This window comes from Bradyrhizobium iriomotense (genome assembly GCF_018129405.1).
Taxonomy (GTDB): Bacteria; Pseudomonadota; Alphaproteobacteria; order Rhizobiales; family Xanthobacteraceae; genus Bradyrhizobium; species Bradyrhizobium iriomotense_B.
Window position 1 is genome coordinate 61,819 of record NZ_JAFCLP010000012.1, and the last position, 14,478, is coordinate 76,296.

A 14,478-nucleotide genomic window follows, 5' to 3' on the forward strand; every position below is an offset into this window, starting at 1 on the left:
GGATCGAGATTCCGGGTTCACGCTACGCGTGCCCCGGAATGACGGGAATGAATTTAGGTGCCCGCGGTGAAGAACGCGGCGAGCCTTGTATTGATGTTCTCTGCGATCTCGTTGGCGGCACGATCCTCGGCATCGCGAACGGCGCGGTTGCGCGAGAAGCGCTGGTAGGAGCCGGGCATGTCGTAGGACACGCGCGAGAACGTGGTGCCGGTCATGACCGACTTGCCGCTGACGACCTCAATCAGGTTGTACTGACAGTCGATGCCGTAATTCTCGCTGCTCGGCAGACCCGTGTTGGGATCGACGATCAGGGACGAGCGGCTTGAGGTGAAGCGGATGTCCAGGCGGTGGGTTGGCGGCATGCCCGTCGCCGAGCCGTAAAGCTTGAAGGCCAGGGCATTGCGGACCTCGACGCCGACACGGGCTTCGCGGGAGGCGTTGGGCTTGTTGATGGGCGGCAGCTCGACCCCCATCAGTTTCTCGCGCAGGCCGGGGGTGCCGTCGCCACGGTCGGCATACATCGGCTGGAAGCAGCCAGCCGTCAGCGCCGCCAGTGCGGCGACTGCCAGCAGGCGGGCTGCGATGCGGATCCTAGCCGACAACATTCACGATCCTCTTGGGGACGATGATCACCTTGCGGACGGGCTTGCCGTCCAGGGCCAGCTTTACCGCATCGAGGGCCAAAACGGCAGCCTCGATTTCCGGATTCTGGGCCGCTGTTGCAACTGTGACCTCACCGCGCTTCTTGCCGTTGACCTGGACCACCAGGGTCACGCTGTCTTCAACCAGCAAATCGCGTTCGATTTGGGGCCAATTGGCCTCCGAAACCAGTCCCTTCTGGCCCAGAACCTGCCAGCACTCCTCGGCCAAATGCGGCATCATCGGCGAGAACAGCTGGACCAGGATCTGGCTGGCCTCCCGGATCGCCCAGGCCAGGTCAGGGCTGGGCTGGCCGGGGCGCTGGAGCACCTCCGAAAACGCATTCGTGAATTCGCGGATGTGGGCGAGGCACACATTGAAGTGCAGCCGCTCGACGCCGGTGGTGACCTTGTCGAGCGCGCCATGGGCCGCCTTGCGCAAGAGGAGCGCATCCTCGCCGAACGAAGCCGGCCGGGACGCGGCGGCACTCTTGCCGAGTTCCACCGCGTCGTTCACCAGCCGCCACAGCCGCTGCACGAAACGCGAGGCGCCCTGGACGCGTTCGTCGCTCCAGATCACGTCGCGGTCGGGCGGGGAGTCCGACAGCATGAACCAGCGGGCGACGTCGGCGCCGTAGGTCGCGATGATGTCGTCGGGGTCGACCGTGTTCTTCTTCGACTTCGACATCTTCTCGATCGGACCGATCGCGACGTCCTCGCCTGTGCTGAGCAGCGTGGCGCGGCGTCCGTTGCCGCCGACCTCGATCTTCACCTCGGCCGGCTGCACCCAGGTGCCGTCGGCCTTCTGGTAGGTCTCGTGCACCACCATGCCTTGCGTGAACATGCCGGCGAACGGCTCGTCCAGTGCAATGTGCCCGGTCGCCTTCATCGCGCGGGTGAAGAAGCGGCTGTAGAGCAGATGCAGGATCGCGTGCTCGACGCCGCCGATATACTGGTCGACCGGCAGCATCCGGTTGGCCACGGCAGGCGTCGTCGGCGAATTCTCGTTCCAGGGATCAGTGAAGCGCGCGAAATACCAGGACGAGTCCACGAAGGTGTCCATGGTGTCGGTTTCGCGTTTCGCCTTGCCGCCGCATTTCGGGCAGGTGACGTGCTTCCAGGTCGGGTGATGGTCGAGGGCGTTGCCCGGCTTGTCGAAGCTCACATCCTCCGGCAGCACCACCGGCAGGTCCGCATCCGGCACCGGCACCACATCGCATTTCGGGCAATGGATCACCGGGATCGGGCAGCCCCAATAGCGCTGGCGCGAAATGCCCCAGTCGCGCAGGCGGAAATTCACCTGCCGCTCGCCGACCGGCGCGTTGCCGCGTAGCTCGCTCTCGAGACGCTTCGCCACCTCTTCCTTGGCCTGCTCGATGGTCATGCCGTCGAGGAAGCGCGAATTGATCATGCGGCCGTCACCGTCATAGGCGGTGTCGGTGATGACGAACGATTTCGGATCCTGGCCCTCGGGACAGACGACCGGCGTGTTGCCGAGGGCGTACTTGTTGACGAAGTCGAGGTCCCGCTGGTCGTGCGCGGGGCAGCCGAAGATCGCGCCGGTGCCGTATTCCATCAGCACGAAATTGGCGACATAGACCGGCAGCTTCCAGCTCGGGTCGAACGGATGCACCGCGCGGATGCCGGTGTCGAAACCCTGCTTCTCCGCGGTGTCGATGATCTCCTGCGCGGTGCCGATCTTCTTGATGTCGGCAATGAACTGCGCAAGCTTCGGGTTCTTGGCGGCAGCTGCCTGCGCCAGCGGATGATCCGCCGAGATCGCCATGAACTTCGCGCCGAACAGCGTGTCCGGGCGCGTCGTGAAGATCTTCAGCTCGCTTTCGCCGGCGGGCGTCGTCGCCGCATCCAGCGCGAAGCGGATCAGCAAGCCTTCCGAGCGGCCGATCCAGTTGCGCTGCATCAGCCGCACCTTGTCGGGCCAGCGGTCCAGCCCATCCAGCGCCGACAGCAGCTCCTGCGAGTACTTCGTGATCTTGAAGACCCACTGGCTCATCTCGCGCTGCTCGACGATCGCACCGGAGCGCCAGCCGCGGCCGTCGATCACCTGCTCGTTGGCGAGCACGGTCATGTCGACGGGGTCCCAGTTGAGCTTGCGCTTCTCGCGTTCGGCGAGGCCCGCGGCGAGCATGTCCAGGAACATCTTCTGCTGATGCTTGTAGTAGCTGGGGTCGCAGGTCGCGAATTCGCGTGACCAGTCCAGCGACAGCCCGATCGAGCGGAGCTGCTTCTTCATCGCGGCAATGTTGTCGTAGGTCCAGGCCTTCGGGGCGACCTTGCGCTCGATGGCGGCGTTCTCGGCCGGCAGGCCGAAGGCGTCCCAGCCCATCGGGTGCAGCACGTTGAACCCCTTGGCGCGCATGAAGCGGGCCAGCACGTCGCCGAGCGTGTAATTCCGGACATGGCCGATATGGATGCGCCCGGACGGGTAGGGGAACATCTCGAGCACATAATATTTCGGCCGCGAATCGTCGTTCTTCGAGACGAAGATCGCCTGCTGGTCCCAGGCAGCCTGCCAGCGCGGTTCGGAATCGCGGGCGTTATAGCGTTCGGAGGTCATGGAATCGTTGGGTTTTTCTTGGGTTCGGCCGTCTAAAGACGGCGGACTAGGCCATAGAAGTCCGCGGGGGGTCAATGGGTTGCCGCGGGGTCAGGAACCTGCCGGGCCGCTCCGCATAACTACCTAGGCCGCCGTTGGGGTGTGATTAAGGGGTCGAATGCGAGGTTGCGGCTGGCCAGGACCCCAAAATACTCGCAATGGACGCCAGCTTCGACGATCCCGACTATGATTATGCCGCGTCCATCGCCGGACGGGCGATGCGGAGCATGGCCGAGCAGCGGATTGCGCCGACGCCGATCAATTTTGCCGTCTGGTACCAGTATTTCGCAGGCAGCCATGACGATCTGCGCGACGCCATCGATCTCCTGATCGACCACAATCGCCCCTTCGACGCCCGGACCAATCAAAACCTGTTCGAGACTTACATCGCCCCCCAGGTGAGCGCCGTCGTCGTCACCTCCGAGCGGCTGCACACCCTGATGGGGGCGGCCAAGGAGTTCCTGGCGAGCGCGATCGCCGACAACCATTCGCAGATGCAGGCGATCAGCGAGGTCGCCGACCAGGGCAAGTCCGGCGTCGACCCGAAGGCGCTGGTCGCCCAGCTCATGAACGAGCTGGCCCGCGCGGCTACAAGGGCGACGCGTCTGGAGGCGGGCTTTGCCGAAAAGGCCCGCGAGCTCGACGTCATCCGCGACTCGCTGTCCAAGTCCGAGGAGCGCGCGCGGACCGACACGTTGACGGGCCTCGCCAACCGGCGGGCGCTGGACGAATTCCTGCGCAAGGCGCAAGTCACGGCGGACTGGGGCGAGCCGCTCAGCGTGCTCCTGCTCGACATCGACCGCTTCAAGACCTTCAACGACGATTTCGGCCATGGCGTCGGCGACCAGGTGCTGCGCCTCATCGCAAAGGTGCTGCGCGAGAAGGTGCGCGATCAGGATCTGCCGGCGCGCTACGGCGGCGAGGAGCTGATCGCGGTGCTGCCGGGCGCCGATCTTGCCACCTGTGCCGGAATCGCCGAGCATATCAGGCGCGCGATCGCCGAATGCAGGATCACCCGCCGTTCGACCGGCGAGGTCCTGCCCAACATCAGCGTGTCGATCGGCGTGGCGCAGTATCGTTCCGGCGAAGCCATCGCCGATCTCATCGAGCGCTGCGATCGCGCGCTCTACCTCGCCAAGGGCGGCGGCCGCAATCGCGTGGTGACCGAGATCGAGCTCGACCGCGCGGGGGCTGCGGGCTAGTTGCGGGTGGGACGACGACGGTGCGCTCCCTCGCCCCGCTTGCGGGGAGAGGGTTGGGGTGAGGGGCTGCTTCCGCAAAGACGGTGAGAGTTGGACTCGCGGAGAGTCCCCCTCACCCGGATTGCATCTCCGATGCAATCCGACCTCTCCCCGCAAGCGGGGCGAGGTGAACAGAGTTGTCCGCGCGGATCAGGCGCTCGCCGCCATCATCATCGCTGCCGTGCCGGTCTCGATCGCCTGCACGCCGTGCTCGACGACGTTGTTGCGGCCGCGGTGTTTGGCGGCATAGAGCGCGGCGTCGGCGGCTTCGATGAGATCGCCGGGACGCAAGGCCTCGTTGGGCTTCGTCGCGGCGACGCCGATCGAGACGGTGACAATCATGTGGGCGGAGGTGATGTGCGGCAGGCACAGTTTCAGCACGGCTGCGCGCACCAGCTCGCCGATCTCGACGGCGCGGTTCACATCCGTGTTCGGCAGCAGCAAACAGAATTCCTCGCCGCCATAGCGTGCCGCAAACCCCATCGTGTCGGCGGCGATGCCCGAGAGCGACTCGCCGAGCCTGGTCAGGCAGGAATCGCCTTCGAGATGGCCGTAGGTGTCGTTGAACAGCTTGAAATGGTCGACGTCGATCATGAGGAGCGCGAGGTCGCTGCCATATTGCTGCGCGCGCATCCATTCGAAATCGAGCCGGCTCTGGAAGCCGCGGCGGTTGGCGAGGCCCGACAGCATGTCGATCGAGGCCATCACGGTCAGCCGGTCGTTGCTCGCGATCAGCTCGCGCTCGCGCTGGCTGAGTTGCGCGGCCATCGCGTTGAACGCACGGGCCAGCGGCACGAACTCGGCCGGCAGGCGATTGCGCGCTGCGCGCGCGGAGAGATCACCTTCGCCGAGGCGCTTGGCCATGTCGGCGAGCATCTCGATCGGTTTGATCACGAGCTTCTCGGCAGCAATCAACGCGCCGAGCAGGACGAACACGACGACGAAAGCGAGCTGGAGATAGGCGGTGCGGATGTCGCGGCTCACCGCCGCGGATACCTTGTCCTCGTCGATGCTGGCGATCAGGCGGGCATTGGTGCCGGCGATGCGGATATAGCTGACCGCGCGGCGGGAGCCGTCAGCGGCGAGGAACGAGAGAGAGCCTTCGTCCTGGTCCGAGCGCAGCGCCCTGTCGGCGATCGCGGACATCAGCGGCATGTTGTCGAGCGGACGACCGACCGAGCTGTGCTGGTCGGCAGGAGCTGCCAGCACGGTGCCGGCGCTGTCGACCAGCACGGCGGTGATGCCGGCGCGGCCGCCGAGATTGTTCATGACCTTCGACATCCAGTCGAGGTTGACGGTCGCCAGCACGACGGCATCGGCGACGCCGCTGAACGCCGACACGGGGTAGACCGCCATCACCGTTGGCGACGGCACCGGCCGCGACAGGATGAAATCGCTCAGCACGAAGCGGCCGGTTTGCTGCGCCTGCTGGAAGTAGGGCCGGTCACTGAGATCGAGGCCGACATACATGTTGTTGGTGGCGCACTGGATGCGGCCGTCCTGGCCCGCGATCAGCAGCGTGCGAATCCAGGGAAGATTGGAGGGCAGGCTCGCGCGCAGCACGTCGCAGCTCTTGCTGATGCCGCCGGCCGAGGCGCGGATGAAGGCTTCCGATTTGAGGATTGTCTCGACCGACGAGATCACCTCGCGCTGCGCATCGGCGCTGTGCCGTGCGATGGTGGTGAATTCAGCCGCGGCCTGCGCGATCTGCCGCGTACGCGCGTCCTCGAGCGAACGGATGCGCTCGAGCATCAAGGGCGCAACCAGAATCACGGCGAGCAACGCAAGCCGGGCCCGGATTCCGAGAACCTGCTTGAGTTTCGCTCGTTTGCGGTTGAAACTGACGCTTGCCATCTTCGCTGCCCACCCCGCGGGCTAAGGTAAAGCGAAGGGTTCAAAAACTCTTTCTTGAACTCGGTAAAATTGGACTTACCTCCCGTACGATCACGGCCAATCCAACGTCATGACAGAAAAAAGCGCCGCGCCGATAACCGGCGATTCACCAAACGCACTCGCTTCGGTCGAGGCCGAAATTGCACGCGCCTGCAAGGATGCGCGGCGTGATCGCGCCTCCGTCACGCTGATCGCGGTGTCCAAGACTTTCGCCGCGGATGCAATTACCCCGGTTATCGCCGCCGGACAGCGCGTATTCGGCGAAAATCGGGTGCAGGAGGCCAAAGGCAAGTGGCCGGCGTTAACGTCTGTTTACCCCGGTATCGCGCTGCATCTGATCGGGCCGCTGCAGTCCAACAAGGCGAAAGAGGCGGTCGCGCTGTTCGACGCCATCCATTCGGTTGATCGCCCGAGCATTTGCCAGGCGTTAGCCAAGGAAATCGAATCACAGAAAAAGCACCCGCAGCTGTTCGTCCAGATCAACACCGGCGAGGAGCCGCAGAAGGCCGGCGTCGCGCCCGGCGAGGCGGATGCCTTCCTCGCAAGCTGCCGCGACACCTATGGGCTGACGATCTCCGGACTGATGTGCATCCCGCCGGTCGACGAGCCGCCGGCCGCGCATTTCGCGCTGACCGCCAAGATCGCGGAGCGCAACGGCTTGAAGAATCTCTCGATGGGCATGAGCGCCGATTTCGCGACCGCGATCATGCTGGGCGCCACGCATGTCCGCGTGGGCAGCGCGATCTTCGGGCATCGGTGATTATCGGCGAATCTATTTTTGGTCGTCCTGGCTTTCGCCAGGACGACGATGGGGCGGCCTACACAAACCCCACCGACACCTTCCCCAGCACGCCGAAATCCGCCGCGAAATGATCGCCGGCCTCGATCGGCAGCGGCGGATGGCACGTGCCTGTGGTCACCACCTCCCCTGCCCGCAAGGTGAGGCCGAGCCCGCGCAGTTCGTTGGCGAGCCAGGCGAGAGCTACGCGGGGATCGCCGAGCACGTTCTTGCCGTGGCCGACATAACGCTCGCCGCGCAGCGTGATCTGCGGCCGCTCCTCGACGAGATCCATCGCGCGCCAATCCGCCGACGTCGCCGCGCCCAGCACGAACAGATGCGCGCAGGCATTGTCGGCGATCAGCTGTGCCTCGCCGGCGCCGGCGAAATCGACAAAGCGCGAATCGGGAATCTCGATCGCGGGATGGAAGCTGCCGACGGCGGCGAGCACTTCATCGACCGTGTACGGCGTCGCGCGCGGTGGCAGATCGCGGCCCATGCGGAAGGCGAATTCCGGCTCGCCGACGCGCATCTCGTTGCCCTTCATCGACGCGGTGCCGCCGTCGGCGATCACGGTGTCACTCATGATGCGACCGGCCAGCGGCCCCGCGACGTTGATGTGCTTCTGCCCGGACTCGCTCGTTGCCGCGATCTTCCAGCCGAACAGTTTCCCGCTCGACAATGTTTCGAGCCCGGCCTGAATGGCATAGCCCTCAGTGCGGTTCTGCGGCCGCAAGCGCGCTTCCAGCGCGTCGAGCTTGGTGCCGTCGCGCCAGTGCCGAAAGAGGACGCGCGATGCCGCGGCAATCTGATCTTTCTCGAGCATGTGCCCTCACCCGATGATGATTCTTGTTCTTGGTCCCAGTCGTCGCAGCAATTGCAGCATCGCGGATTTGGTCATGGAGACGCAGCCCGCGGTCGGGCCGAAATTGTCGCGGGCCAGATGCAGGAACACCGCGCTGCCGCGGCCGGCGATGCGCGGACGCGTGTTGTGGTCGATTTCGACGATGAAGTCATAGAGATGGTCGGCCCGCTTGAGCCGGTCACCGCCCTGCCCCTCGCCGAGCCGGATTCCCTGGTTGTAGTGACGGTCGTTGGGATCCTCGCACCAGGCGTCCTCGCCGGTGATGATCCGCGCCGGCAGGAAAGTCTGCGGACGGCTGTGCCGGTCGCCGCGCCACCACAGGCGTCTGGGACGGAAGCTACCCCTCGGAGTACCGCCGTCGCCCTCGCGCTTGTTGGCGAGGATGCCGCCGCGTCCCAGCGCCACCGGTATCGTCAGCTGTCCGGCCGTCAGCCAGCCCCGGCGCGGATTCCCGGCAGCAGGCTTAACGCGGACCGCGGACAGCGGTCCGAAGCTTCGATTTCGGTTGTAAGTAGCTGAAGCGACGTTGTTTTTCATGTGTACGTGCGATGTCGAATTCATTACAGGACATTCATCAAAGCGCCCTGCTATTCTGGGTTAGAGTGGTTCTGGCTTGAGAATCGGTAACAGCCCACTACTTCAACACGAACAACAATAATAACGGCGACCCCCTAAACTTCCCCTCGCGGCTGGGCGCGGCATGCATGCGCGCCGGGCCGGACTCCAAAAGGATGATACCCCATGGCCAATGCCCGCAAGATCCTGATCGTGGATGACGATACCGATCTGCGCGATACGTTGGTGGAGCAATTATCGCTGCACGAAGAATTCGAAGCCTCTGCCGTCGATACCGGCGCCAAGGGCGCGAGCGCCGCGAAGGCCAATTCTCCCGATCTCGTTCTGATGGATGTCGGCCTGCCCGATACCGATGGCCGCGAAGTTGTCCGTTCGCTGCGAAAGGGCGGCTTCAAGGCGCCGATCATCATGCTGACCGGGCATGACACCGATTCCGATACGATTTTGGGCCTGGAATCCGGCGCCAACGACTATGTCGCAAAGCCGTTCCGCTTCGCCGTGCTGCTGGCCCGCATCCGCGCCCAGCTCCGCCAGCACGAGGCCAGCGAGGACGCGGTGTTCTCGGTCGGCCCCTACTCCTTCCGCCCGGGCTCGAAGATGCTGACCGCGGCCAATGCGCGCAAGGTGCGGCTCACCGAGAAGGAAACCGCCATCCTCCGCTTCCTCTACCGTGCCGGCCAGATGCCGGTGTCGCGCGAGACCCTGCTCCAGGAGGTCTGGGGCTACAATTCCGGGGTCACCACCCACACGCTGGAAACCCACATCTACCGCCTCCGCCAGAAGATCGAGAAGGACGCGGCCAACCCCGAGATCCTGGTCACGGAAGCCGGTGGCTACAAGCTGGTGCCGTGATACGCTTTAGGGGCGCGCGAATCGTTTTAGATGGCGTGCCTTTGAGCCTCGGACCTGAATGTCAATCGACGACGACGTAGCGCTTCTCGAGCGTGTCCCGACATTGCGCCTGTTGGGAGACGCCTCGTTGCGCATGCTGGCGATCGGCTCCGAGCAGCGTGATTTCGTCCGTGGCGATGTCCTGTTCAATCTCGGCGACGACGCCGATGCAGGCTTCGTGGTCCAGCGCGGCGCCTTCCGGGTCGAGGACGGCGCCGGCGCCGAGATGATCGCAGGTCCCGGCGCGCTGATCGGCGAGCTTGCGCTGGTGGTGCCGATGAAGCGGCCGTCCAGCGCGATCGCGCTGGAGCATTCCTCCGTCATCCGCGTCGCGCGCGGCCTGTTCCAGCGCGTGCTCGAAAGCGATCCCGCCGCCGCCGTGCGCCTGCGCGACGAGTTCGCGGTCCGCTCCAGCCAGATCGCCAGCGATATCTTGATGGCGGGCGCGAAGCTGACGAGCTGACGCTCGTCGCTCTGTTTCGTAGCCCGGATGCAGCGAAGCGCAATCCGGGATTGTCGCCTGCGGAAAGACAGTCCCGGATTTCGCTGCGCTGCATCCGGGCTACGGCACCTCACACGTCCAGCGTCACCGTGACAGGCACATGGTCCGACGGCCGCTCCCAGCTCCGCGCATCGCGCAGAATCTTGAAGTCACTGACCGCGTCCTTCAACGCGCGCGAGACCCAGATGTGGTCGAGCCTGCGGCCGCGATCGCCGAGGGTCCAGTCGGCTGAGCGGTAGCTCCACCACGTATAGACCTTCTCCGACATCGGAATGCGCTCGCGCGCGACATCGACCCACTCGCCGGCGGCGAGTGCGGCCGTCAGCTTCTCGGTTTCGACAGGCGTGTGCGAGACCACTTTCAGCAGCTGCTTGTGCGACCACACGTCGTTCTCGTGCGGGGCGACGTTGAGATCGCCGACCAGGATGTGACGGTCCTCACCACGGGGATGCAGCGGCTCGCACGCTTTCATCTCGTCGAGGAAGCGGAGCTTGTGATCGAATTTCTCGTTCAGCGCGGGATCGGGAATGTCGCCGCCGGCGGGCACGTAGAAATTATGCAGCACCAGCGGTTTTGCGATGCCTGCCTTTTCGCCGAACGAGACCGAGATGTGCCGTGAATCGATCTTGTCGCAGAAGGTACGGATGTCCTTCGACTCGAACGGAATCTTCGAGACGATGGCGACGCCGTGATAGCCCTTCTGCCCGTTCAGGGCGACATGCTCGTAACCGAGCCGCTTGAAGCGCTTCAGCGGAAAGGCGTCGTCGATGCACTTGGTCTCCTGCAGGCACAGCACCTCCGGTCGCGCGCTCTTGAGGAATTTCGCGACCAGGTCGATGCGCAGCCGCACCGAATTGATGTTCCAGGTTGTCAGGGAAAGACGCATGAGGGATGCGTCTTAGCAAGCTCTCCTAGGGTGGGCAAAGGCGCAAAGCGCCGTGCCCACCGTCTTTTCGGGTTCGAGATGTGAGGATCTGGGCGTGCTCTCGTAGGGTGGGCAAAGCGGAGCGTGCCCACGATGCCTGCCATGAGGAAGAGATGGTGGGCACGGCGCAAGTGCGCCTTTGCCCACCCTACGGCGCCTATCCCGGCGACTGGCCGTAGTTTGTGAAATCGATCTTGAACATGCCGGGGTCGAGCCTCTTGCTCGAATCCAGATTGTAGACCGCGATCGTGGTGTCGTAGCCCTGCGGGTCGGTGACGGTCCACTGCTTGAGCTGGCCGTCCTTGACGCCGAACATCAGCAAGAGGCGGCTGGTGCCGACCAACGCCTGCTTCTCCTCGATGGTGACGCTGACGAAGACGTCGTCCGCCGAGACGTTGACGACATTGGTGTCCTTCATCAGGTCGATGCGATCGGACAAGAGGAAGCGCAGCGGCGTCTGTGACAGCGGATAGACGTCCTGGGTCGCGAGCTTGCGGTCGCGCACCACCAGGGACGAACCGTCGGCGATGATGTCGATCGGGCTCGGCGCGTCATATTCGAAGCGCACCTTGCCGGGCTTCTGGATGTAGAAATCGCCCTGCGTCTTGCTGCCGTCGGGGCCGACCTGGACGAAATTCCCGACCAGCGTCTGCAGCGAGGACAGATAGGCGCTGACCTTGGCCGCCTGCGCCTTCTGGTTGGCATCGAAGGTCTGGAAGATGCTGCTCGGCACGTTGCGGCGCGGGTCCGGGATGACCGGGTTCGGCGGCGTCTGCGTCGCGCCGGTGACAGCCGGCCCTCCGGCGGAGGTGCCGCCGTCGCGCCCCTTCGGCGCAGGCTTCGGCACCGGCACGGTCTGCGCGAACGAGGACGCAGTCACCATCGCGGCAGTGACGAGAAGCACGCCGGCCACGCGCGCGCTTCTCGCAGCGATGGTGGCAGCGAATCGAATGTCCGGATGTCTGATCAACGCGTCGTCCTGTATGGCTGGGCGCCTTTTTAGCGTGATTTCGGGCAAAAGCAGATAACGATTTCGCGTGAAATTATGAATTGAGGCGGCTGCCTCACATATGGCTGTCTTCTTCCTCGACCAGAATCTCGCGCTTGCCGGCGTGGTTGGCGGGACCGACGATGCCTTCCAGTTCCATGCGCTCCATCAGCGATGCGGCGCGGTTATAGCCGATTTGCAGGCGGCGCTGGATGTAGCTGGTCGATGCCTTGCGGTCGCGTTTGACGATCGCAACCGCCTGCGCGAACAAATCGCCGCCGCCATCCGCGCCCATGCCGGTGGCGTCGAACACCGCGCCGTCCTCGTCCTCGGTCGGCTCTTCGGCGGTGACCGCTTCGAGATATTCCGGCTGGCCCTGCGTCTTGAGGTGACGCACCACCTTCTCGACTTCCTCGTCGGAAGCGAAAGGTCCGTGCACGCGGCTGATGCGGCCGCCGCCCGCCATGTAGAGCATGTCGCCCTGGCCGAGCAGCTGCTCGGCGCCCATCTCGCCGAGGATGGTGCGGCTGTCGATCTTGGACGTGACCTGGAAGGCGATGCGGGTCGGGAAGTTCGCCTTGATGGTGCCGGTGATGACGTCGACCGACGGACGCTGCGTCGCTAGGATCACATGCAGGCCGGCGGCGCGCGCCATCTGCGCGAGGCGCTGCACCGCGCCTTCGATGTCCTTGCCGGCGACCATCATCAGGTCGGCCATTTCGTCGACGATGATGACGATATAGGGCAGCGGGTCGAGCGAGAGCTTCTCTTCCTCGTAGATCGCCTTGCCGGTCTCCTTGTCGAAGCCGGTGTGCACCGTGCGCGTCGGCTCCTCGCCCTTCGCCTTCAATTCGAGCAGGCGGGTGTTGTAGCCGTCGATGTTGCGCACACCCAGCTTGGCCATGTTCTTGTAGCGCTCCTCCATCTCGCGCACGGCCCATTTCAGCGCGACCACGGCCTTCTTCGGGTCGGTCACGACGGGCGTGAGCAGATGGGGAATGCCGTCATAGACGGAGAGCTCGAGCATCTTCGGATCGACCATGATCAGCCGGCACTGATCGGGCCGCAGCCGGTAGACCAGGCTGAGGATCATGGTGTTGATCGCGACCGACTTACCGGAGCCGGTGGTACCGGCGATCAGCATGTGCGGCGTACGCGCGAGGTCGATGATGACAGGGTCGCCGCCGATGGTCTTGCCGAGGCAGAGCGGCAGTTTTGCCACCGTGTCGGTCGCCTCTTTCGCGACGAGCAGTTCGCGCAAATAAACCTTTTCGCGATGCGCGTTCGGCAATTCGATGCCGATCGCGTTGCGGCCGGGCACGACGGCGACGCGCGCCGACAGCGCGCTCATCGAGCGGGCGATGTCGTCGGCAAGTCCGATGACGCGCGAGGACTTGATGCCGGGCGCCGGCTCCAGTTCGTACAGAGTGACGACGGGACCCGGATTGGCCTTCACGATCTCGCCGCGCACGCCGAAATCCTGCAGCACGCCTTCGAGCGAACGCGAATTGGTTTCCAGCTCGGCCTTGCTGAGCGGCTGGCGGTCGCCGGCCTTCGGCGCGGCCAGCATGGAGACGGACGGAAGATCGAACTTGTCGGAGGATTTCTTGGCCGCAGCCTTCGGAGCCGCCTTCTTGCGCGGGGCGCGCGCGGCGGGCTCCTCCTCTTCCTCCTCCCCGTCTTCCGCTTCTTCCTCGTGCTCGTCCTCGTAGTCCTCGTCTTCGGCCTGCGGCGAGATCGACGGCGCGGCGCGGCCGCCGCCGAGATTCGGCTCCTGGCGGCTGAACGCAACGGCCTTGGTCTTCGGTCCGCTCGAGACCAGCGAGCGGTAGGCAGCACCACACAGCCAGATCAGCCGCGCTTTCGTGCTCATCAGCGCATGGAACAGCCAGCCCAGCGAGACCGAGCCGCGATCGCTCTCCTCGTCTTCGTCGAGCGGCTTGTCGTCGTCCTCGATCTCCGCGAGCTCTTCGTCGTGCTCGCGCGCGCCGAGGCCGCAGGCGATCAGGAACGTCGCGGTCATCGCGGCGAACAGGATCGTGCCCAGCACCATGCGATAGATCGTGCCGGCCGGTCCGAAGATCACAGCGGGCGCGCGCACCAGGGCGTCACCGACCACGCCGCCGAGCCCGGTCGGCAGCGGCCAGGCGCCGCCATGCGGCCAGCAGCTGACGAAGCCTGCCGCGATCACGGTACAGAGGATCCAGGAGCCGAGCCGCAGCGCCTCGCGGTCGAACGGACGATGCGTCATCATGCGCCAGCCCCAGACCGCGACGGTCAGGACCAGCATGATCGCGCCGAGCCCGAGGATCTGCATCGCGAGGTCGGCGCCGATCGCGCCGGCATAGCCGAGAATGTTGCGGATCGGCCGCGAGGTCGCGTGGCTGAGGCTGGGATCCTGCACCGACCAGGTCATCAGCGCCGCCGAGGCGACGCCCGACAGCGCGATCAGGCCGAGGCCGGTGAGCTCGCGCATGCGCCGCGCCAGCCCCTCGCGGATCGAGGGCGGCAGATGGCCGACCAGTGGAATGACACGTTCGATTGCCGACATGCTCACGGGCCCC

12 protein-coding genes are annotated in these 14,478 nt (G+C 65.0%); 4 read left to right on the forward strand and 8 right to left on the reverse strand.

Annotated features, from left to right (window positions below):
- Positions 1–53 precede the first annotated feature (53 nt).
- Both lptE and leuS read right to left on the reverse strand, forming a co-directional pair.
- A complete protein-coding gene (gene lptE, locus JQ592_RS23370; protein ID WP_211405141.1) occupies positions 54–605 on the reverse strand; it encodes an LPS assembly lipoprotein LptE in 552 nt (183 codons plus the stop codon).
- Complete coding sequence (gene leuS, locus JQ592_RS23375; protein WP_211405142.1) at positions 592–3,216, reverse strand: leucine--tRNA ligase; 2,625 nt, start codon at positions 3,214–3,216, stop codon at positions 592–594. Before leuS ends, lptE begins: the two co-directional genes overlap by 14 nt.
- A 197-nt stretch (positions 3,217–3,413) precedes the next feature.
- Between leuS and JQ592_RS23380 the strand changes: the two genes are divergently transcribed.
- The gene (locus JQ592_RS23380) at positions 3,414–4,457 is read left to right on the forward strand and encodes a GGDEF domain-containing protein (protein ID WP_246820627.1); all 1,044 of its coding nucleotides are present in this window, start codon (positions 3,414–3,416) and stop codon (positions 4,455–4,457) included.
- 189 nt (positions 4,458–4,646) lie between these two features.
- Here JQ592_RS23380 and JQ592_RS23385 read toward each other — a convergent pair whose 3' ends face one another.
- Positions 4,647–6,350, reverse strand: a complete 1,704-nt coding sequence (locus tag JQ592_RS23385) for a diguanylate cyclase domain-containing protein (protein ID WP_211405143.1) — start codon at positions 6,348–6,350, stop codon at positions 4,647–4,649.
- A gap of 109 nt (positions 6,351–6,459) precedes the next feature.
- Here JQ592_RS23385 and JQ592_RS23390 point away from each other — a divergent pair, with 109 nt between their 5' ends.
- Complete coding sequence (locus tag JQ592_RS23390) at positions 6,460–7,149, forward strand: YggS family pyridoxal phosphate-dependent enzyme (RefSeq protein WP_211405144.1); 690 nt, start codon at positions 6,460–6,462, stop codon at positions 7,147–7,149.
- Between the two features lie 58 nt (positions 7,150–7,207).
- On the opposite strand, the gene JQ592_RS23395 is transcribed toward JQ592_RS23390, so the two are convergent.
- Complete coding sequence (locus JQ592_RS23395) at positions 7,208–7,993, reverse strand: 2-keto-4-pentenoate hydratase (protein ID WP_211405145.1); 786 nt, start codon at positions 7,991–7,993, stop codon at positions 7,208–7,210.
- Positions 7,994–7,999: 6 nt separating this feature from the next.
- Positions 8,000–8,569 (reverse strand): L,D-transpeptidase family protein, encoded by a 570-nt coding sequence (locus JQ592_RS23400; protein ID WP_211405146.1) that lies wholly within the window; start codon positions 8,567–8,569, stop codon positions 8,000–8,002.
- A 204-nt stretch (positions 8,570–8,773) separates the two neighbouring features.
- Between JQ592_RS23400 and JQ592_RS23405 the strand changes: the two genes are divergently transcribed.
- The gene (locus JQ592_RS23405; RefSeq protein WP_008142830.1) at positions 8,774–9,460 is read left to right on the forward strand and encodes a response regulator transcription factor; all 687 of its coding nucleotides are present in this window, start codon (positions 8,774–8,776) and stop codon (positions 9,458–9,460) included.
- A gap of 58 nt (positions 9,461–9,518) precedes the next feature.
- A complete protein-coding gene (locus JQ592_RS23410) occupies positions 9,519–9,962 on the forward strand; it encodes a cyclic nucleotide-binding domain-containing protein (RefSeq protein ID WP_211405147.1) in 444 nt (147 codons plus the stop codon).
- Between the two features lie 109 nt (positions 9,963–10,071).
- On the opposite strand, the gene JQ592_RS23415 is transcribed toward JQ592_RS23410, so the two are convergent.
- The 3 genes from JQ592_RS23415 to JQ592_RS23425 form a co-directional block, all read right to left on the reverse strand.
- The gene (locus JQ592_RS23415) at positions 10,072–10,887 is read right to left on the reverse strand and encodes an exodeoxyribonuclease III (RefSeq protein WP_211405148.1); all 816 of its coding nucleotides are present in this window, start codon (positions 10,885–10,887) and stop codon (positions 10,072–10,074) included.
- Between the two features lie 196 nt (positions 10,888–11,083).
- Entirely contained in the window at positions 11,084–11,839 is a 756-nt protein-coding gene (locus tag JQ592_RS23420) for an outer membrane lipoprotein carrier protein LolA (RefSeq protein WP_211405149.1), read from the reverse strand.
- Between the two features lie 151 nt (positions 11,840–11,990).
- Positions 11,991–14,471 carry a DNA translocase FtsK gene (locus JQ592_RS23425; RefSeq protein ID WP_211405150.1) on the reverse strand — a complete coding sequence of 827 codons (2,481 nt, stop codon included), beginning with the start codon at positions 14,469–14,471 and terminating at the stop codon, positions 11,991–11,993.
- Positions 14,472–14,478: the final 7 nt, after the last annotated feature.